The organism is Candidatus Nitrosotenuis chungbukensis (genome assembly GCF_000685395.1).
GTDB lineage: Archaea > Thermoproteota > Nitrososphaeria > Nitrososphaerales > Nitrosopumilaceae > Nitrosotenuis > Nitrosotenuis chungbukensis.
In genome coordinates this window covers 1-19,060 of the sequence record NZ_AVSQ01000024.1, presented here as the reverse complement: position 1 = coordinate 19,060, position 19,060 = coordinate 1, and the positions used below count along the sequence as shown (strand labels likewise).

Sequence of the window (19,060 nt, the reverse complement as noted above, 5' to 3'; positions counted from 1 at the left end):
CACGAATTCCTCATACGAGGACATGTCGCGCGCATCAAGTGTTGCAAAGCAGGCAAAGGACAAGGGAATAAAGGCAAAGGTTCCGTTGCTGGTGACGCCCGGCTCTGAGCAGGTGCGGGCTACAATCGAGCGCGACGGGCAGATGGACATGCTAAAGGACATCGGCGCCACTGTATTGGCAAACGCATGCGGTCCGTGCATCGGTCAGTGGAACAGACCCGAGCTGAAAAAGGACGAGCCAAATACTATCGTTACATCGTTTAACAGAAATTTCCCGGGGCGAAACGACGGAAAAAGAAACACGATGAATTTCATCGGAAGCCCCGAGCTGGTCATCGCACTGTCACTTGGCGGAAGCTTGTCATTTAATCCTCTCACCGATTCTCTGACTGCACAGGACGGAACAAAGTTCAAGCTTGCCCCGCCTGAGCTTGCACCTGAGGTGCCGGAGAAAGGATTCAAGCTTGGAAAGGACGTCTATGTCTCTCCTGCGGATAATCCTGGATCCGTTGAAGTTCTGATCAGTCCAAGCAGCACCCGACTGCAAAAGCTGGAACCGTTTGCCAAGTGGGACGGAAAGGACTATCTCTCCATGCCGGTGATGGTAAAGGCAAAGGGCAAGTGCACAACTGATCACATCTCCCCTGCAGGTCCGTGGCTCATGTTCCGCGGGCACCTGGACAAGCTGAGTGACAATCTGCTCTTGGGTGCGGTAAACGCGTTCACAGGCGAGGTCGGAAAGGGGAAGAACGCACTGACTGGTGCAATAGAATCGTTCCCAAACATAGCCAGACAGTACAGGGGGCAGAAAATCAAATGGGTCATTATAGGCGACAGCAACTACGGGGAGGGAAGCAGCAGGGAGCACGCCGCACTTACTCCGAGATTTCTAGGATGCGGCGCCGTGATTGCAAAATCATTTGCAAGAATCCACGAGACAAACCTCAAAAAGCAAGGATTGCTTGCACTCACGTTTTCAAATCCGTCAGACTATGACCGAATCCATGAATCAGACCGACTGAGCCTGGTTGACCTGGACAAGTTGCAGCAGGGAAAACTGGTCCGATGCATCATAACGCACTCTGATAATTCAAAGGACGAGATTTTGCTTTCGCACTCTTACAACCACTCCCAGATAGAGTGGTTCCGCGAGGGCTCTGCGCTCAACGTCCTGAGATCAAAGAAATAGGACGTGGGGCCGACCGGAGTTGAACCGGCGATCTACAGGTCACTGCAGCTCCAAACTCACATCATCTCGTGTTATCAGTTTGGATTTTTTACTTCTGGAGCCTTTAGCGATGACTAAATCATAGTCGCCCTACCAGGCTAGGCTACGACCCCACAAATGAGAAAAACAGGGGCTTGGATTTATTCTATCTGGTATGGTGGTATCATCATAGATTTATTATTGAATCAAAGGGGAAACGGTGTAATGGTAAAACCAATCCTGCTGATAATCATGGCAATACCTGTAATCTTTGCAGGGATGATTGCCATGCCGATGATCATAAACCCGCAGATTCCGTTTAGCGCGACAAACGCTGATGACAGAATCGCAATTGAGCTGACCCGGCATGACTTGAAAAAAATTTCATTTGGGTTGACTGACAGACTCAGCCCTATCAAGTCTGAAATCCTGATAATATCAAACGAGGGAAACGTCAGGTATCTGGTGACTGAAAACGAGCAGCCGCTGCCTGAGAAAACCCTCACCATTCCAAAAGACGAGGTGAAAAAGCTGACTGCCATGATAAAGGAGACCGGCTTTATGAACATCCCAATTGATTCCATACCTGCTGACGAGTCCGTGCCGGAATACACAAAATTCTCACTCAAGGTCACACTGAATGGAAACACAAAACAGATCCAGTGGTCTGAGGGAAACGCAACGTCCACGTTTGTCCCGCCGATAATAACCATGGTGGAGTCTGAGCTGGAACGGGTAATTGAAAAATTCAACTAGGAATTTGATCCGTTATTATAAATATGCAAATCGTGACTAGTCCTTATGATTCCGCTCTCTGGCAACCTTGATTCTGCAAAGGGAAAGGTCAGTGAAAAGGTAGGACCATCATCGATTACACGCGGCACGTCCACTTTGAAAAGGGGATTTGCACACATGCTCAAAAATGGAGTGGTGATGGATGTCACCACTGTGGAGCAGGCTGTGATTGCCGAAGAGGCAGGTGCGGTATCTGTAATGGTTTTAGACAAGCTTCCGTCTGATGTTCGAAAGGCAGGCGGCGTTGCAAGGACTGCAAGCATTAGGGTTATTGAGGAAATAATGGACGCGGTGACCATTCCCGTAATGGCAAAGTGCAGAATAGGCCACGTGTACGAGGCCAAGGTACTGGAGGAGGCAAACGTTGACATGATTGACGAGTCCGAAGTGCTTACTCCAGCTGACGAGCTGCGTCACATCTGGAAATGGGATTACACCACTCCGTTTGTAAATGGCGCTAGATCATTGGCTGAGGCACTGCGAAGAATTGAAGAAGGAGCTGCAATGATCAGGACAAAAGGCGAGCCTGGAACTGGAAACGTTGCAGAGGCCATAACGCACATCAAAAAAGTAAATGAGGAATTGCGATTAATAAAATCAATTTATGATTCTGGGGACAACCAGGATTTGATCAGGATGGCGCGCGAATTCAAAGTGTCATTTGAATTAGTAGAGCAGACTGCCAAATTGGGCAGGCTGCCCGTGGTTAATTTTGCAGCAGGCGGAATTGCCACGCCAGCTGATGCGGCATACCTGATGTCTTTGGGTTGTGATGGAATCTTTGTCGGCTCTGGAATATTCAAGGCCGATGATGCCAAGGAAAGGGCGCGAGCTGTTGTGCTGGCTACTACCTTCTGGGAGGACGCTGACAAGGTAAAGGAGGCCCAAAGGATGATTGATGAACGCCAGTCAATGCTTGGGCTTGATGTAAAGAACTTGGAATTGAAAATGCAGGAAAGAGGAACAGCATGAGCGTTAGCATCGGTGTTTTGGGACTGCAGGGAGATGTTGCTGAGAATATTGTGGCTGCTAGGACTGCGCTTGGCACTTTGGGAATAAAGGGAACCGTGAAGCAGGTGAAAACACCTGACGAGATTTCTGCGCTTGACGGCCTGATAATTCCAGGCGGGGAGAGCACAATGATGGGACAGATGTCTCTGGTTAATGGCGCATTGAAAGTGATCAAGGAGAAAATCCAATCCGGAATGCCTGTCTTTGGAATTTGTGCCGGTTTGATTTTGTTATCGAAAAATGCCAAGGACAGAGTTGTTGGAAAAATGGACCAACCGCTCTTGAATTTATTAGATGTTAGAGTGGAGAGAAACTCTTTTGGAAGGCAAAAGGACTCATTTGAGGCAGAAATTTCTGCTGACTCTATTGGCATTCCAAAGACAAAGGGAGTGTTCATTCGTGCACCCTCAATAGAAGACATGGGAAAAGACGTGCAAGTGGTGTCAAAATTCAATGAAAAAGTGGTGGCAGTAAAGCAGGGAAACATTTTGGCGGTTTCATTTCATCCTGAACTGACACACGATGTGTCAATGCACAAACACTTTATTGGTATGATAAAGCCAAAGAAATAACTAAACTCAACAACATCTATTTTGTCTTAAACCACATGGTTCAATTTTGAATAAATCGATCTCTAAGAAATCTCATTCATTCACTTTTAATTCGAAACTAGCGTCGTTTTTTGAAGATATTTTGATCTCATCATCCTCTTGAAATTGGTAGGCATCGTAGAGCTGGGTTAACATTATACAGTTTTTGTTATTCACTCTCATATCGTATGTTTTATTTTTGAATTTTAATTTGAAAGTTCTATCCTTATCTGGAAACTCCTCTCTAGTCTTTTTTGGTAATCCAAAATACTTGTATTTTGCTTCACTTGGGGAAAGCCGTTTTACAAATTCCATTTTTAACTCTAAAGTTATATCATAATAACCCGATATTATATTTTAGTTCATTATTAATAGAACTGGTGTAAAATCAAAAATTGAACAGCTTGAAAACAACACAAGATTGGACTTTTTTAGAATTTAGTACAAAGAATTACTCTCATGGATTTCATCTATATCCTGCAAGAATGCATCCAGAAATAGCAAAAAGACTGATTGAAAAATATGTTCCTGATACAAAAAAAGTTGTTTTTGATCCCTTTATGGGCTCTGGAGGAGTTTTAGTTGAAGCATTACTTCATGGAAATAATTCAATTGGAGTTGATGTCAATCCATTTGCTGTGTTGATTTCTAGGGTGAAAACGCTTACAATTGAGGCAGCCCGACTTGAAAAACGATTCAACGAAATCATTACAAAATCCGAATCTGACTATGCTGGAAAGGTTAGATATGACAATTCCCCAAAATCTGACTCTCTGAATCTAAAATTTTGGTACAAGCCAGACGTGATAAAAAAACTAGAGATCTTAAAGCATCACATATTCAATTTAGATGATTCAAAACCAGTCATTGATTTTTTCAAAGTTTGTTTCTCACTGACATCCAGAAAGGCAAGTAATCAAAGAAATAGTATTTACAAAATTTATCGAATGTCAAAAGAACAAATGGATTCTTTTAATCCTGACGTATTTGCAATGTTCAAAGAAATATGCAAAAATAACATACAAAAAATGAGCGATTTACATACTTCATCTAAAAAAGCTAAGGCATTTCCTATTTTGGGAGATTCACGAAACGTCTCTAAGGCATTTTCTCAAGTGCCAAAAAAAATCTTTGACGATGGCAAGGTCCATCTTGTGGTAACATCTCCTCCATACGGTGATCATCAAACCACTGTGGCATATGGTCAATTCTCAAAGCATCCAGGACTTTGGCTTGAACTTCCACCTGAAAAGCTATTTGATGTGGATTCTGTTGGTTTGGGTGGTAAAAAGAAAAAAGAATTTCAGGATTTGGACTCTCCACTTTTAGATAAAACTCTCAAACAAGTTAATAAAAACGACAAAGAGCTTTCTAAAAATAAAAATCCAACTAGAGCAAATGATGTTTATTCATTTTTTTATGATCTGGACAAATGTTTGGAGCAAATCTCTCTGGTGCTAAAACCAAATCAAAGTCACTGTTGTTTTGTTGTTGCAAACAGGACTGTTCGTAGAATAAAAATTCCAACTGATCAAATCATTGTAGAGTTAGGCAAAAAACATGGTCTAAAGTATCATGATACTATCTATAGAACAATTGCAAACAAAGCTATGGCAGTCAAAAATGCACCTGAAAATATTGTTGATTTTGTAGGTGAGACCATGACTAGAGAAAGTATTGTAATCTGGAAATATTAGTTAATTTAACCTAAAAATCAAAAAAATTATCTTTTTGTGACTTTATCACTATCCTAGAATGGAAGAAGGTGCAAACCTATTCTGAACTTGTAAAAAGATTAGAACAAACCAAGGAGATGGGATTCATCAAGACTCATCGAATAGGACATACTGGGATTGGTAAAACACTTGAGGATTTACTCGGTATTGATGAGAATAATATATCTGGTCCAGATGCAGAGATGACTGAATTAAAAGCTGCAAGAAGAGGTTCCAAAAGTATGTTAACCTTATTTACTAAATCCCCTCTCCCTTACGGATGTAATTCTATTTTGTTAGATGAGTACGGCTATCCAAAACCAAATACAAACAAAAAGCACTTGCACACAACGATTAACGCAATTTCTTTTAACACCTTGAAAGGTGGGAAGGGTCTCAAAGCAGCTGTCTGTGATGATAAAATTGAAATTTTAGGACCTAATGATAATATGGTAAAAAAACTTGGCTGTAATCCATATTGGGATAAAGAAACATTACAAAAACAATTCGAAAAAAAATACCCAGGTGCATTATTATACGTAAAAGCAGATTCTAAAGGTTCTGAAAAAAATGAAGAATTTCACTTTAATGAAGCATGGTTAATGCACGGTTTTAGCTTTTCAAACTTTACAAAATTACTAAAAGAAGGAAATTTACTAATTGATATTAGAATTGGACAATATTCAGATGGTAGACCCCATGATCATGGTACTGGTTTTAGAATAAGGCCTGATAAACTAGATCGTTGTTTTTCAAAGAGAACTCAAGTTGTTTAATTAATTTAAAAAATTTCTATCAGGATCATCTGTTGATTTAAACTGTATTTTGTACTCTCTTTACTCAAAACTCGATTATTCACACTTGATTTGTGAAGAGATTTGCTCTTGAAATTTTTGTAAATTGATGGAAAAAGAAACGTTTTCTGTTTTTAATTGTTCTTGTATTGATCAGCGTCATTAGTTGATTTGACCTTATTCTCCAAGATTAAACGAAACATCTGAAGAACTTTGATTATGCTTTGACATGTTTATCAAAAATTCGTTCTAGTTCAGACATAAATTCACCGCGTTTATAGACCAACATGCCGTTTGATGCAGGTTTATTCAAACCTAGATCTGTACGTGAAGTAACTTTCATGAATTTGGGCCACATGACAAACGGGTAGTCATACATTCCAGCGCCTTTCTCACAGTTTGAATAATGAAAATCAGTTGTCACATTCACAAATTTGCTAAAAGATGTAGATGTAAAAAGTTCCATTACATTGCTCAGCAATTCTAACTCTTTTCCACCATATTTTGTATTCTGAATCTGTAATAATTTTTGAAATAGGTTGAATTTTTCTCCGCGTCCTTTTCTTTTAGTTAACTGTGCCAATGTTTCAATCTGTTCTTTGAATCCGTTAGGAATTTTTGTATTGATGTCTTGATGAACTCCAACGTTAACATTGAAGTCGACATCACGTAGATCGATCCTACCGTATTGACTTTTAAGAGATTCTAGGTGTTTTAACTGTGCTACCATCCAATATTTTGTTGAATCTGACTCTGGAGTTTCATTCACGACTTCTCGATTTACTAGAGTTTCTAGAAAATTTGGATCCTCTAAAGAATATTCTACATCTAATACATAGAGCTCACCCGGTTTGAGTTTTTTCAGATTAAGTTCAAATCCATTATCAATCATGGTGACGGCATCAATAGACTGTAATCCTGTTACTGATCTGATGGTTGTTCTGCGTGCTTTACCTAACTCGAATCTAGCTTTTTTATTAAAAAAACTAGTTTCTTTTGCAACTATGGACAAAGAATATTTTTGTATTGATTCTGGGCAAAGGATAGTCATTTCACGACCCTCTACTTTAAACGCGTCTATGATATTTTGATCTATTCCGTTTGCACGTTTGAGCATTTTCTCCATGGCTTTCTGTATGAGTGGTTTTGCAGCTGCTGCAGCTAATGGTAGAGCTGTTTTAGCTGCATCGCTGGCTATATCTTCCATTCAGTTACTCCTAGATGGATCTAGAATCTGATAAATTGGGACAGAACATTCTCTGTCGGCAATTATCGATATTTCTGGTAGTTTGATAACTGGATATTTGTTTTGAGCTAAATCGCTAATGACTAATTCCGCAATAAGTTTTTGAGCAGTTGTTGAAATTTTCAATACTTTCATCGCGTCGAATAAAATAATTTTATTTTTTCCTATGGATCTCATGAATGCTATGAATGCATCTACGTCAGTCATAATTGACATATTTTTTAAATAAGCTTTGGCTGTACTGTGTAAAAATTCAGCGAGAAATTCTTCATTATTGTTAAAAGCTTCCTCTAATTCTTCTACTGTATGTTTAACTCGTTTCACCTCTTTATCATCCGATGGTAAGGGATCACGTGCGATAATCCTAACCTCATCCAACAAATCAGCATAATGAGAAAATTTTATTTTCATTTCCACAAAAATATCATCAAGATCTTTTAAGAAACTGTTTCTAAATTCTTCAAAACCTTCTGGATAACCTTCTTTAATCTCACTTTCGTTCAAAATGTTTACTTTGATTATAGCTGTGCCTTTACCGTGATTTAAAATTCCAATATGCTCACTAGAGACAAGTTTGTTATCTTTTCTTGTCTTTATGTTGATAGTTGATATGTTATTAGAAATTTTAATGTCTGGTCTGAAAAGTTCAATATTTCTTTCAAATACCTGATTTACCGAATCATCATATTGTAGTGAAAATTTAATCGTTTTAATTGCTGACGCGTCTTTGTACATACTTGAAGTTAATATTCCGCCAAAATATCCCTCCATTTCAAACCCGCTTGCAATATGATTGCCGTTTTGACTGTCGACATTTTTAGTATCTATATTGTATACTTCAGAGAGTATTAATCCGTCTGGGAGATTCAGTGATATTTTCATTTTTTTTTCTTTATCCCATAATACGTAAAATGGGATTCTTTCACCTTGTACACAGTATTCTGGTAGATACACATCAAGATAGATTGACTGTGATTCTATCATGTTAGACTGGATACTGTGATCCTAACATAATAGTATGTCGAAAATTTTGAGATTATGACTACGGTCTTGACTTTATATGTTAGTATTGGAATATTGTAAACACTACGAATATTTTGACTATGTGGAATTAATTTCTATACTGAGACAACTGTTCTTGCTTTTTACTGTGAATTTATGCTGTACTCAATATGCACTATGTTCCCTTTTCCATCTAGTATGAATGTATGACATAATTCAGATCTTAAAACATAATGTCATTTGCTGCGATCTCAGATTGTCTCATACTTATGACCGTTATTCACATATTATAGAATATCTGAATAACCCTCATGAACTACTCATACGCTGGCTTTAGTGTTTCATTTTCCATTTTAAAATGAAAATGGAAAATCAGCCTTCTACAGCCTTTGTCTAGTCGGAATCTCCAACATCTAAAGTTTCATACATTCTTTGATAATTTTTCTCGCATCCTGTATTTTGACTTCGCCCAGAATCATTGCTACTAGTTTACCCGGATTCAATTTTTTATGCGCAGAATAAAACCCAATGTTTGGGCTTTTTCTATCCAACACTATGTAGATTCTATTTGTTGAAAAAGAAAATCTTACATTTCCCTGCTCTAATTTCACAAACCCGTAATCGACAGAATCCCATGTGGTTTCCCCATCATTAGTGCCGAACCCACCTTTAGAACCAGGTGTTTTTTCAGTCATTTCTTCAATTTTTTTCATTAGTTGTGGAACATCAATTGGCTCTGCTGTATACCAGCTTACTGAGTAATATGGCTGCCCATGTTTCATTATCTTATCAATCAAAGCCGGATTTGCAGAGTTTACTTGTACCAATACCGTTGGAATTACTCCAAACTCGCCCAAGTTTGCATCTCTTGCTGAATACACTTCGATTTTTAGCGAACCTTCTTGTGGATCTTCAATCTCAATTATTCTAGTATTATCTATTGTACTGTCTGTGATGATAGTATTTGGTCTTTGAAATTCTTCAACAACGTCTCTTACCCATACATCTACTTTTTGTGTTGCTGACTGATATGTTCCATTTGGATCGTCAATATTAAAGTCACATTGATAATTCTGGATTGGTTTACTGTAGATCTTTTCAGTTATGTCTTTTGTGACCTTGTCTAGTTTTCTAGATTGGCGTCTTTGCAACCATAAAAAGAAAAAACCCACAATTACTGCAAAAAACCCTTCAATAATCAGAGCCTGATTATTAGAAATTTCACAATCAAAAGACCACGACCACCAGTCTGCACATGGAATCAATACAAATCCATTGGGAATTGATGTTATATTTTCTTACTTTGTGATTCTTAAATCGTGGACTATTATCTATAAGCATTGACAATAATCTCATACGCACCTCTGTTTTTCAGATGTTAGAACTACAAATTCACTGGTACTGTGCTGCACTGGTTTTGTGCTTGCATTTTAAAATGAAAAGTCAGTGCCAACCCCAGCGTTGCATTCATACTGGTGGTGGCACTAAAATCATTGCCCCTAACTGGATGGGTCTCCAGTGACACTAGGCTGTCAGATTTGATTAAAGTTCGGATTTTTGAAAAATTGCCCCCATCCGCGATGTTATAAGTTCTGTAAAATTACTTGATGAGTTATAAGTCGTCTAAAAAATGTGTTATAAGTCCTGCAAAAGACCTTCTGCGCCGATTATTTTGAATCACTGAACACATCAGTGAAGGACTTTATCAATTCAGGAGACATGGTGACAAAATTAGTATTAATCGACTGATCCGGATTCAAATTGTATCTTAGGGCAAATTTTCTTGCCAATTCCTTATGCTTTTCTGAATTCTTTTCATTTTGGATTTGATCCCATTCGCGTCCTATTATTATGCTAATTTTGAGCTGTTCAAAATCTTTTCTAAGTCCTACAAATCTTTCATTCTCAATCTTCTCATTCTGGGATTTTAATTCTGCAATTTTGGCATCATGCTCTGTTTTTTCAGATTCTAACTGCGCTTTAACCCTCAAGGCATCATCTACAATTAGATCTCTCATAGCCAAAATGTATTCTGAAAATAGTTCTTGTCTGGCTGGCTTGTAATAGGAACTATCCAAGCCGTTCTTATGTCCTAGGAGCCGCTCAACCGCATTTTGGTTAATGTTCTTGTCTAGTTTGAGTATGGTTGCAAATCTTTTGCGCAGACCGTGAAAACGAATTTGTTCAAACCTTTTGCCTTTTGGTTTTCTTATATCAATGTCCTTTAGAATATTTTTTATCATTCCTGTCAGGCTGTTTACTGTCATTGGCTGGGCTTTGGCTGATCCTATGCTATATCTGGATCTAAAAACTGGGCTTTCTGGCGTGAGTATTTCTTCATTATGTCGTCTTTGGTTAAAGTAATCATCTAACGTAGCGCTTGCCTCCGTTGTCAGAAATGTAACATATTCTTCCTGACTCTCCGCATAAACCAAGGCTGATTTACACCTGTGTGGCATCTCTGTTAGGTGTTTAAGCTTTAATCTTGGGAGTGCTCCAATTCTTACTCCTGAGGCTGCCAAAAAGTGAATTATTGCCTTGTCGCGTAGTGAACGTGTAACCTCAACCATCCTTTTGATATTCTCTGTTGAATATGGTGTATCTGTAGCCTTGGGAATCTCAATGTTGGCTAAAAGTTTCTTTAGTTTTTTCCAGTTGAGCACAATGTCATTCATCACTAGGAACAACTGGATGGCACAAATCCCCTGATTGATGTACGATCTGCTCAATCCTTTCCGCTTTAGGTGGATAATATAATCCTCAATGTAGATCTGGATCTGTTTTGACTCTATTTTCAAGATTGATTCAATGGTTCTGAATTTGAAGTGTTTCTTGAAGATGTTTAACTGATAATCATACGCCTTTCTAGTAGCTGGAGATTTGATGGACTCGAAGAACATCTCTAAAGCCCTAGATTTTGTCATAGCAGTAAATAATGCCAAAATAATTTAAGGATACTAGACAAATCTAGAATCTTTATTTTGTTATGGTTGTCAGTTATGACACCTTACAAAACTCAAAATTCCTTTCGATAGTGGTTATCTATTCTATTTTATGCATTGGAATCAAATCCTTTGCAAATATTTTGAGTGGTTCAGGAATCTCAATTGAAATTGTATCTTTCAGTGACAGTCCTTTTGACTTCTTTTCATTCCATACTTTGGAATTAAAGTCAGACAGTTCTACTGTGAACTTTGTCATGTCCTCTGTACCATCAGACTTTGGCAAAACTTGTTTGTGAATTGTTTCTTTAGAGTACAATTCCTGCCACATGTAATCCGTGATAAACGGCGTAATCGGCGCAAGCAATAACAAAATGGTAGACAAAACCTTGTGCAGTGTGTATATTGCGGCATTTTTCTCATCCCCTGTAAACCCTTCTCCATATGCACGAGCTTTCACCATCTCGATGTAATGCGCGGCAAAAAGATTCCACGTAAACTCGCGAATGGCTATAGCTGGAACAAAAAAATTGTACTCTGAATAACCTTTTCTGCATTCTGTAATCAGTTTGTCCAGTTCCGATAGAATCCACTTGTCTGAATCAGTTGGCTTGCCATTTGGTACTACATCATAACTGGAGATGAATCTGGACACATTCCAAAGTTTGGATAAGAATTTCTTTGTAGTTTCTATTTTTTGCTCGTTGCACCTAAAGTCATATCCATGGTTAATCTCGCTTGCACTCCAGAACCGAAAAGTGTCTGCACCAAATTTCTGAATCACTGGTAATGGATCCACCACATTTCCCTTGCTCTTGCTCATCTTCATTCCCTTTTCGTCAAGGCCGTATCCCATAATCCAAGCTTCTGACCACGGGGCCTTTCCTGTAAGCTGCTCACATCGTAGAATGGTATAGTACAACCACGTACGTACAATGTCCTTTGCCTGCGGCCTCAGGGTGGCAGGATATGTCTTCCTAAAAAACTCGGGATCCTTGTTAAACTTTGAAATAAACAAAGGCGACACGCTTGAATCCATCCAGGTGTCAAACGTCCTAAATTCTCCGACAAACTCTTTTGAGCCGCATTTCACACATTTCTCAAATGGTGCGGCATCCTTCCATGGCGTGTAATATTTTCCAGGCTCCGGGACATGCGGTTCTGAACATTCCTTGCAGTACCATATTGGGATTTCAGTCCCGTAGAATCTTCGGCGGGATATGGGCCAGTCTATTGATATGGAGTCAAGCCAGTTCATCAGGATCTGCTTGTGCATTTCAGGATAGAATGTTATCTTCTTGCCAATCTCCCTGATCTTGTCTATCGAGTCAATCTGCTTTACGTAATATTCCTCCATTGGTATGATCTCAATTGGAATCTTGCTTCGCTCTGATATCGGTGTTCGGTGCGATATCTCCTCTATCTTCTCGACCAGCCCTGCATTTGTCAAGTCTTCTATAATCTGGGTTCTAGCTTGCTTTACCTTCAGTCCAGCATATTTTCCTGCGGATTCTGTCATCAGTCCGTTCATTCCAATTGCAACAATCTCTGGCAGTTTCATTTCACGGAATAGCGCAACGTCGTTCTGGTCACCATAGCTGCACACCATCACCGCACCAGAGCCAAACTCCATCTGTGCGGAATGGTGCGCTCTTATCTTTACTTCTCTGTTTATCACTGGAACGATTATCTCCTTTCCAATAAACTCGGAATACCTGGAGTCTTCAGGATTTACTATTACCGTCTGGCATGCGCACAACAATTCAGGTCTAGTACTTGCAATGATTATCTCTCTATCAGTATCTTTAATCTTGAATTTCATATAGACCAATTTGGTCTGAATGTCATTATACACAATTTCAGCATCGGCTATTGTGGTGCCAGATACCCAGTCGTAGTTGTTTGGACGAGTTGCCTTGTATATGATTCCCTTTTTCCACAGTTCGATAAACGTGGACTGGGTCAGAATCCTGTATTCTTCAGAATCAGTCCTGTAATAATTGGAAAAATTTCCAGAAAGCCCAAGACTCTTCATTATCTGTATCATCTCTGCTTCCAGATCATCCAGTGAAGAACGGCACAACTCCAAGAACTTACTTCGCTCCGTCTCCTGCATTCTAATCCCGTGCTTTTTCTCAGTGTACAGCTCCACAGGCAGCCCGTTCCTGTCTATTCCTATGGGAAAATACACATTGTTCCCTGACATCCGTGCGGTTCGAGCAATCATGTCTATCTGGGAGTAGTGAGCTGCAGCGCCAATATGCCACGGCCGGCCGGACGGGTACGGCGGTGGCGTGTCTATTACAAAGTTCTTCTCCAAAGGCACAAAGTCATACAGCCTAGTTTCCTCCCACTGCTTTAGTATCCTTAATTCAAGCTCTGGGTTCCATGCCGTCTCTTTGATCTTGGGCTCCATGCTCAGGCCTTTGAGACTTGGGATATCAGGTGCGCTCCCTTGTTGTAGCCCTCGTATATGTACACCCCCACTGCCTCGATATTCTTTGGAAGCCTTGGAACCAGGATTTTTATTATTTCAGTTGACAAATTTTCAACAGTCGCCTCGCCCTCCAAGAGGTACGCAGTGCCCTTTGGGACCTGCATGTCAAACATTCCCCGCGGCCCCTCAAATGTGATCCTGTAGTGGGAGTCGTCCTCGCTTTTTAGGTACTTTCTGTTTATGAAAAACTTGTGATCCAAAACTCCTATGGCTTCTTTGATTATTTTTTTTGCCTCGCCAAAGTCAATTAGCAGATTGTTCTTCATATCGCCTACCAGTTCGACAAAGACGTTTGACGTGTGGCCGTGCAAGATAGAGCACTTTTCTACCAGCGGCAAAATATGCGCATAGTCAAATGCAAACGACTGGTCCTCCATGAATATGGAGCCTGACTGCGCGTCCTTGGTGTCATAGAATACGATATCGTCTAGTTCCTTTAATTTGGCTGCAAACTTGGGATGGCCTATTGCTATTATCTTGGCATCCGGGAGAAATTTCTTTATCTCCTTGTATTTTGTTATGTCAGAATCAGAGTCAATTACCTCGATTAGCTTTCCGTCGCTAGTCCTAAAGTCAACTAGAATGGAATTTCCGTTTACCATTATTTCGTGCTGGTAAGTATAGTCTATTCCGACAAATGATAGCATCTGCGATATGGACAGTTCCGTTCTTGACTTTAGCAAAGTTCCCTTCTTGTCGATATACCTAAAATCAGAATCAAGTATCGGGGTCGCAGTCATTTGATGAACTTGGGTTTAATTCTGTATATGAATTACTACCAAAACTCAGGCAGTAATTTACCCACAATAATGTGATTTTATGTGGTATTATTTTATACTAGATAAAGTTATTATATACATGTTTGTATAAACATACATGGCACCTAGATCCATTCTAGAGAATAAGAATTCTAAAAGCAAGCCCGGATCTCACATTCCTAACCTGAAGACCATTGAGATGATAGAGGAAGTTTTAGCCAAGGAAAAAGAATTCAGCTCTAGAAACAAATTGTCGCGCGCACTGCCAAAACAAGTTCAACAGCAAACCATTGAGGTAGTTTTGGAATATTTAGAAAGATCAAAAAAAATAATGCGGGAAGGTGGGGCCATCTTGTGGATATTTGGAGACAATAATCCAAAATTAATGAAATTACACAAAATGTCGACTGAATTAAAATAAGATTCAGTAGCCAAACCGCTTGTCGTATTCTCTGTGGTTATCGAATGCCTCTAGCACGTTGCACTGTATTGCATCTGATTTTGTATAGATGGTGTAGATCAGTCTTCTGCCTTTTCTTAATTCGAATCTCCGTAGATTGTTAACATCAAATGCCTGCACATAGCACTGTGGCCACTTTTCGCGCTCTATTCTCTGACCACATGTATGATTTTCTTTTAAAAGAATCAAAGCATCATCAATTTCTCTATAAAGGTCGCTTGCCTTAGGTATGGCGTCGTAAAATCTCATGAATTTTGGGGAACCCATGACTTTTGTTTCCAAACCATACTAAATGACAATGGATGAATTTAACAATATCTTCTACAGTTTTAGAAAATAGGTTATTTTAGCGAGTTGAGCGTCCTTGCAAGCTTGATGTCATTTGATGTTATTCCTCCTGCATCATGCGTGGTAAGGTATACTGATAATCTGTTGTACACGTTGAACCACTCCGGGTGGTGGTTCATCTTTTCTATGTGGAACGCAGCCTTTGTCATAAAGCTAAACGCCTCGACAAAGTCGGTGAACGTAAACTCCTTGTAGAGTTTTCCGTTCTGAATCGTCCATCCTTTCAAATCGTGCTCTTTGAGCTCGTTTCTGATTTGATCGTCAGGGAGAACGTGCATGCCATATGATATCTGGACAAGAATATAACTTTGGATCACTCAAAGTAGCCCAAAACCGACGCAAGGTCAGTTGCCTCTGCCACTGTCATCCCGTATTTTTCCTCAGTGACGGGGGACAGCGGCTTTGCCTCTGACTTGCAGCTCTTGTATATGAACGGGCCTTGCTGCGATTCCTCGCATTCCTGGACCATGACTATGGCCTGCCCTTTTGGAACGATGAATGTTTCTGCGCCGTATTTTCCTGCGGCGTCTGCCTTTTCTGCCACGCCTCCGACTGGGCCAATCGTTCCGTCTGGCTGGATGGTCCCAGTGAGTAGCACCTTGTCGTTGATTGGCTTGTTCTGAATTTCCATCACCAGCAGAACGGTCATTGCCATCCCCGCACTCTGGCCGTCGACTGCCTGCAACTCCTCGTTGTTTTTTGCAGTGATTGAAAATATAATGTCCTTCTCTGACAGGTCTGCGTTTGTGTATTTCTGGGCAACACTCACTGCAGTCTTGGCAGATGTCTGAAAGTCCACTCCAGTTGGGATTGCAGTGTTTACAAGTACCAGTCCAGTCCCGTCGCGGATGTCAACTGTGATGCTCATTACCGTTCCCTGGTACTCTACATTCTGGAAAAAGCCGTCACTTGACAGTATGGGGCGGACTGCCACTGCGGTAATCGACTTTGACGAGTCCAGGACGTTGATTGTCTTTTCCAGCTGGGACTGCGCCTCCTCAAGGCTTTCCCTTGCAGACGTTATTGCGCCCATCTTTTTCTGTATCTCGTCTGCCTGCCTTTGAAACGACCTTACCTGGCTGTCAAGGTCAGAAACGTCCTGCCTTAGCGTGTGCGTGTCCTGGTACAGGGTATAGTTTCCGTAAAGCGACACTGCCAGTATGATTCCAAGAATGATCGTGACCTTTGACATTACTTTACTGTAATTCTACCTGAAAGCATAATTATTTTTCTCTTGAACAAAATAAAAGAGGTGGAACGTCTAGTTTGACGCATTTAGTATGGATTCCACAGAGCGGTTCTTTTTGGCAAATGTCGATATGTAGTGCATGTCGTATTCCAGGCCGTTTCCGCTGAGCTTGCCGTCAACCCGGTACAGGCTTCCGTTTTTCACGTCGCGGATTTTCTCACCGGTAAGTGAGACGTCGTACGTGGCCTTTCCGCCCTTGACCTGCCCTGTTGCACTGAACGTGGACTTGTTGTCGCCAATGTCTATTCTCCAGGTTTCTGGGATTATCTTGTATGTGCCCCTTGAGCCTTTTTCAAGTATGAATATCTGGCCTTTTTTGACCTGGTATGTGTCAGTCGAATTGGTTACGGTGGAGTTTGTGTTTCCAGTCGAGTTTGTAGATGTGATTGCCAAATCGACTCGATAGTGCGACCTGTGGAGGCCTCCGTCGATATCAACTGCTGCGCCTACTCCAACTCCAGTAGATACTGTCTGGCGAATTGGCTTGGCCGGTCTTGGCTTTTCGTCGTGTTTTGATTCTTTTTTGTCCTCTCTGTCTGCTTTGTCTAGTTTGCGTTCTGAATCTCTTGATTTTTCTTCCTTGTCTGCTACTGCATGAGGGATTGTCACTATTGCTGCTACTAGCATCAAGGCGAACAATCCTGCATACATTTGTTTTCTGAGTTGCATTTTCTTTCTTGATACAGAATTTGCTTTGCAGCATTTAACGCTCAGGCAGAACTCATCAGTAAAATTCTGTAGCAAGCTTAATCTACTGTGTCTAATTTTTTCCAAAATTCACCGCAAGCACTTTGTATGGGGGAACAATTCCACAAAATTATGCCTGATACTGACACATTGCTTGAGCAGATAAAAAAGGCAGTGCTCCACACTGTCCTCACGCAAAAAATAGGAGTCGCGTTCTCAGGCGGAGTCGACAGTACACTGGTTGCAAAGGTCTGCTCTGATTTGGGGTATGATGTCACGTTGCTTACGATCGGCTTTGCAGGCTCGCACGACATCCTGTTCTCTAGGGAGGTAAACGAGATTCTGAAACTGCCACACCATGTCCTGGAGATAGACCCGGACGAGTTTGGCGCAATATCAAAGAAAATCCGCGATACCATATCGACTGACAATCTGTCGTGGAACGAAAACTGCATTGCGTTTTACCACGTTGCAAAACTGGCAAACAGTTTGGGGCTGGACACGGTAGTCACTGCAAACGGGATTGACGAGCTGTTCTGCGGGTACAACGGGTACCGGGACGCATTCAAGGAAGGCGAATCAAAAATAATGGAACTGATGGACTCGAAGCTTGAAAACGAGCTGAACATGATGAAGGCAGTAAACCTGGTATCATCCGAGTTTTCAGTGAAGATACTGCAGCCCCTCCTGTCGGAAAATTTCATAAATTACGCAAAAACCGTGCCTGTTTCAGAAAAGATACTGGACCCAGACGACCTGATGCGAAAGCACATCGTTAGAAAACTTGCATCACAGATTGGCGTTCCTGAAATCTCGGCAAGCAAGAGAAAAAAAGCCTTACAGTACGGCTCTCTGATTCACAAAGCCCTGATAAAGTCTAGATAAATTTTCTCTATGCCCTCAACCTGACCATTCTTATTTTCCAAAACTGTTTTTAGTATGCCTCTTACCGATTCTAAAGTTTACATGCATGTATGTGCGTAGTATGGTTTATGGGAACTACCATTTCGTTGAGTGATGATGCATACCGGATACTCAGAGCTCAAAAAAAGAAAGGTGAATCTTTTTCAGATTTGATATTGCGCACGTTTGGAAGGGGTAACCCTGCTGCGATTCTGGCATATTTGCAGGAAAAAGGTCCAAACTTAGACCTAGCAGATGCAGTTGAGAAAACAAGCAAAGAATTGCGTGGAAACCTAAAGCTGAAAAGGGTTGAACTATAGCGTGGTTTGTGTAGATACCAATTTCCTCATAATGCTTGAACGTTGCGACAGAAGCACTTTGAGTGTGTGCCAAACCTGCAAGTGGAAAGATGGTAATTTATGATATCAAAAAAAGTTACTTCAGTAACCCTTAGGAGCCTAACAATGATTGAGAAATTGATCTATGATAACAAGGAATTTGATTCTAAATCCAGTCTTTACAAAAAACTGCCAACTGGAATGCAGTATCCATCATTTACCTTTATCCTGGAAATTTTAGAAAAACAAAATAAAATCATGCTTGAAAAGGATGGTTCAATTTTCTGGACAGGTCCAGCTAGTCCAAAATTGCGACAAAGCTTGGAAAAAGCTGTAAGGTACTAAAACACTACATTTTTGGTTAGATGAACTTCTTGCAGGCTTTCTGCACCAATCTGTTCACGTTTGCAATTATCTCCGGCGATGCGCCAAGGTGGCTCTCTGCTGAAAATATTTTCTCGATTTCCTCCTCAGATAACTTTGATGAAATGGCTGAATCGTTTTTTACAGCATCGATA

At 40.6% G+C, this 19,060-nt stretch carries 21 protein-coding genes and 1 tRNA gene; 10 read left to right on the top strand and 12 right to left on the bottom strand.

All coding sequences use genetic code 11. The features are described from left to right. A partial coding sequence (locus NKMY2_RS10135) for an aconitase family protein (protein ID WP_042688057.1) occupies window positions 1-1,189 on the top strand: 1,189 nt, incomplete at its 5' end. Between the two features lie 4 nt (window positions 1,190-1,193). On the opposite strand, the gene NKMY2_RS10830 is transcribed toward NKMY2_RS10135, so the two are convergent. Next, window positions 1,194-1,341, bottom strand: a tRNA-Trp gene (locus tag NKMY2_RS10830). Between the two features lie 91 nt (window positions 1,342-1,432). Between NKMY2_RS10830 and NKMY2_RS10125 the strand changes: the two genes are divergently transcribed. Genes NKMY2_RS10125 through pdxT form a run of 3 tightly spaced genes read left to right on the top strand, consistent with a single transcriptional unit; the run spans window position 1,433 to window position 3,585 of the window. After that, window positions 1,433-1,963, top strand: a complete 531-nt coding sequence (locus NKMY2_RS10125) for a hypothetical protein (RefSeq protein ID WP_042688054.1) — start codon at window positions 1,433-1,435, stop codon at window positions 1,961-1,963. 45 nt (window positions 1,964-2,008) lie between these two features. Continuing rightward, a complete protein-coding gene (pdxS, locus tag NKMY2_RS10120) occupies window positions 2,009-2,974 on the top strand; it encodes a pyridoxal 5'-phosphate synthase lyase subunit PdxS (RefSeq protein WP_042688037.1) in 966 nt (321 codons plus the stop codon). Beyond that, window positions 2,971-3,585: a pyridoxal 5'-phosphate synthase glutaminase subunit PdxT gene (gene pdxT / locus NKMY2_RS10115; protein ID WP_042688033.1), complete on the top strand. Its 615-nt coding sequence runs from the start codon at window positions 2,971-2,973 to the stop codon at window positions 3,583-3,585. Before pdxS ends, pdxT begins: the two co-directional genes overlap by 4 nt. Before the next feature lie 72 nt (window positions 3,586-3,657). Here the strand turns inward: pdxT and NKMY2_RS10110 are convergent, their stop codons facing one another. Then, a complete protein-coding gene (locus NKMY2_RS10110; RefSeq protein ID WP_042688028.1) occupies window positions 3,658-3,918 on the bottom strand; it encodes a hypothetical protein in 261 nt (86 codons plus the stop codon). A gap of 80 nt (window positions 3,919-3,998) precedes the next feature. Between NKMY2_RS10110 and NKMY2_RS10105 the strand changes: the two genes are divergently transcribed. Together NKMY2_RS10105 and NKMY2_RS10100 are read left to right on the top strand one after the other, a co-directional pair. Further along, complete coding sequence (locus NKMY2_RS10105) at window positions 3,999-5,300, top strand: DNA methyltransferase (RefSeq protein ID WP_042688025.1); 1,302 nt, start codon at window positions 3,999-4,001, stop codon at window positions 5,298-5,300. Between the two features lie 68 nt (window positions 5,301-5,368). After that, window positions 5,369-6,094 carry an MvaI/BcnI family restriction endonuclease gene (locus NKMY2_RS10100; RefSeq protein WP_042688022.1) on the top strand — a complete coding sequence of 242 codons (726 nt, stop codon included), beginning with the start codon at window positions 5,369-5,371 and terminating at the stop codon, window positions 6,092-6,094. Between the two features lie 235 nt (window positions 6,095-6,329). Here the strand turns inward: NKMY2_RS10100 and NKMY2_RS10095 are convergent, their stop codons facing one another. The 6 genes from NKMY2_RS10095 to NKMY2_RS10070 all read right to left on the bottom strand — a co-directional run bounded on the left by NKMY2_RS10095 (window position 6,330) and on the right by NKMY2_RS10070 (window position 14,539). Beyond that, window positions 6,330-7,319, bottom strand: a complete 990-nt coding sequence (locus NKMY2_RS10095) for a hypothetical protein (protein ID WP_042688020.1) — start codon at window positions 7,317-7,319, stop codon at window positions 6,330-6,332. After that, window positions 7,320-8,342: a hypothetical protein gene (locus tag NKMY2_RS10090; RefSeq protein WP_042688017.1), complete on the bottom strand. Its 1,023-nt coding sequence runs from the start codon at window positions 8,340-8,342 to the stop codon at window positions 7,320-7,322. A gap of 431 nt (window positions 8,343-8,773) precedes the next feature. After that, window positions 8,774-9,511, bottom strand: a complete 738-nt coding sequence (locus NKMY2_RS10085; protein WP_157832536.1) for a hypothetical protein — start codon at window positions 9,509-9,511, stop codon at window positions 8,774-8,776. Window positions 9,512-10,027: 516 nt separating this feature from the next. Beyond that, window positions 10,028-11,284, bottom strand: coding sequence for a tyrosine-type recombinase/integrase (locus tag NKMY2_RS10080; protein WP_042688013.1), 1,257 nt, complete (start codon window positions 11,282-11,284; stop codon window positions 10,028-10,030). Between the two features lie 118 nt (window positions 11,285-11,402). After that, window positions 11,403-13,718: a valine--tRNA ligase gene (locus tag NKMY2_RS10075; RefSeq protein ID WP_042688011.1), complete on the bottom strand. Its 2,316-nt coding sequence runs from the start codon at window positions 13,716-13,718 to the stop codon at window positions 11,403-11,405. Window positions 13,719-13,720: 2 nt separating this feature from the next. Continuing rightward, window positions 13,721-14,539 (bottom strand): 6-pyruvoyl trahydropterin synthase family protein, encoded by an 819-nt coding sequence (locus tag NKMY2_RS10070; protein ID WP_042688008.1) that lies wholly within the window; start codon window positions 14,537-14,539, stop codon window positions 13,721-13,723. A 136-nt stretch (window positions 14,540-14,675) separates the two neighbouring features. Between NKMY2_RS10070 and NKMY2_RS10065 the strand changes: the two genes are divergently transcribed. After that, window positions 14,676-14,978, top strand: a complete 303-nt coding sequence (locus tag NKMY2_RS10065; protein ID WP_042688005.1) for a hypothetical protein — start codon at window positions 14,676-14,678, stop codon at window positions 14,976-14,978. A gap of 3 nt (window positions 14,979-14,981) precedes the next feature. Here NKMY2_RS10065 and NKMY2_RS10060 read toward each other — a convergent pair whose 3' ends face one another. From NKMY2_RS10060 to NKMY2_RS10045, 4 genes are all read right to left on the bottom strand, one after another. After that, on the bottom strand, window positions 14,982-15,299 hold the full coding sequence (locus NKMY2_RS10060) for a hypothetical protein (protein WP_052347817.1): 318 nt from the start codon (window positions 15,297-15,299) through the stop codon (window positions 14,982-14,984). A 59-nt stretch (window positions 15,300-15,358) separates the two neighbouring features. Continuing rightward, complete coding sequence (locus NKMY2_RS10055) at window positions 15,359-15,643, bottom strand: 4a-hydroxytetrahydrobiopterin dehydratase (RefSeq protein ID WP_042688048.1); 285 nt, start codon at window positions 15,641-15,643, stop codon at window positions 15,359-15,361. Between the two features lie 35 nt (window positions 15,644-15,678). After that, complete coding sequence (locus NKMY2_RS10430; RefSeq protein WP_052347815.1) at window positions 15,679-16,557, bottom strand: S16 family serine protease; 879 nt, start codon at window positions 16,555-16,557, stop codon at window positions 15,679-15,681. A 69-nt stretch (window positions 16,558-16,626) separates the two neighbouring features. Next, window positions 16,627-17,244: a hypothetical protein gene (locus NKMY2_RS10045; protein WP_157832535.1), complete on the bottom strand. Its 618-nt coding sequence runs from the start codon at window positions 17,242-17,244 to the stop codon at window positions 16,627-16,629. A gap of 189 nt (window positions 17,245-17,433) precedes the next feature. Between NKMY2_RS10045 and NKMY2_RS10040 the strand changes: the two genes are divergently transcribed. The 3 genes from NKMY2_RS10040 to NKMY2_RS10030 all read left to right on the top strand — a co-directional run bounded on the left by NKMY2_RS10040 (window position 17,434) and on the right by NKMY2_RS10030 (window position 18,887). Further along, window positions 17,434-18,186, top strand: a complete 753-nt coding sequence (locus NKMY2_RS10040) for an asparagine synthase C-terminal domain-containing protein (protein ID WP_042688041.1) — start codon at window positions 17,434-17,436, stop codon at window positions 18,184-18,186. 107 nt (window positions 18,187-18,293) lie between these two features. After that, window positions 18,294-18,524 carry an antitoxin VapB family protein gene (locus tag NKMY2_RS10035; RefSeq protein ID WP_042688000.1) on the top strand — a complete coding sequence of 77 codons (231 nt, stop codon included), beginning with the start codon at window positions 18,294-18,296 and terminating at the stop codon, window positions 18,522-18,524. A 144-nt stretch (window positions 18,525-18,668) separates the two neighbouring features. Continuing rightward, complete coding sequence (locus NKMY2_RS10030; protein WP_157832534.1) at window positions 18,669-18,887, top strand: hypothetical protein; 219 nt, start codon at window positions 18,669-18,671, stop codon at window positions 18,885-18,887. The last annotated feature ends 173 nt before the right edge of the window (window positions 18,888-19,060 follow it).

Coding starts and splice junctions, on each gene's coding strand:
- NKMY2_RS10125 (WP_042688054.1), top strand. CDS start 1,433: ATGGTAAAACCAATCCTGCTGATAATCATGGCAATACCTGTAATCTTT.
- pdxS (WP_042688037.1), top strand. CDS start 2,009: ATGATTCCGCTCTCTGGCAACCTTGATTCTGCAAAGGGAAAGGTCAGT.
- pdxT (WP_042688033.1), top strand. CDS start 2,971: ATGAGCGTTAGCATCGGTGTTTTGGGACTGCAGGGAGATGTTGCTGAG.
- NKMY2_RS10110 (WP_042688028.1), bottom strand. CDS start 3,918: ATGGAATTTGTAAAACGGCTTTCCCCAAGTGAAGCAAAATACAAGTAT.
- NKMY2_RS10095 (WP_042688020.1), bottom strand. CDS start 7,319: ATGGAAGATATAGCCAGCGATGCAGCTAAAACAGCTCTACCATTAGCT.
- NKMY2_RS10090 (WP_042688017.1), bottom strand. CDS start 8,342: ATGATAGAATCACAGTCAATCTATCTTGATGTGTATCTACCAGAATAC.
- NKMY2_RS10080 (WP_042688013.1), bottom strand. CDS start 11,284: ATGACAAAATCTAGGGCTTTAGAGATGTTCTTCGAGTCCATCAAATCT.
- NKMY2_RS10075 (WP_042688011.1), bottom strand. CDS start 13,718: ATGGAGCCCAAGATCAAAGAGACGGCATGGAACCCAGAGCTTGAATTA.
- NKMY2_RS10070 (WP_042688008.1), bottom strand. CDS start 14,539: ATGACTGCGACCCCGATACTTGATTCTGATTTTAGGTATATCGACAAG.
- NKMY2_RS10065 (WP_042688005.1), top strand. CDS start 14,676: ATGGCACCTAGATCCATTCTAGAGAATAAGAATTCTAAAAGCAAGCCC.
- NKMY2_RS10055 (WP_042688048.1), bottom strand. CDS start 15,643: ATGCACGTTCTCCCTGACGATCAAATCAGAAACGAGCTCAAAGAGCAC.
- NKMY2_RS10430 (WP_052347815.1), bottom strand. CDS start 16,557: ATGTCAAAGGTCACGATCATTCTTGGAATCATACTGGCAGTGTCGCTT.
- NKMY2_RS10040 (WP_042688041.1), top strand. CDS start 17,434: ATGCCTGATACTGACACATTGCTTGAGCAGATAAAAAAGGCAGTGCTC.
- NKMY2_RS10035 (WP_042688000.1), top strand. CDS start 18,294: ATGGGAACTACCATTTCGTTGAGTGATGATGCATACCGGATACTCAGA.
- NKMY2_RS10030 (WP_157832534.1), top strand. CDS start 18,669: ATGATTGAGAAATTGATCTATGATAACAAGGAATTTGATTCTAAATCC.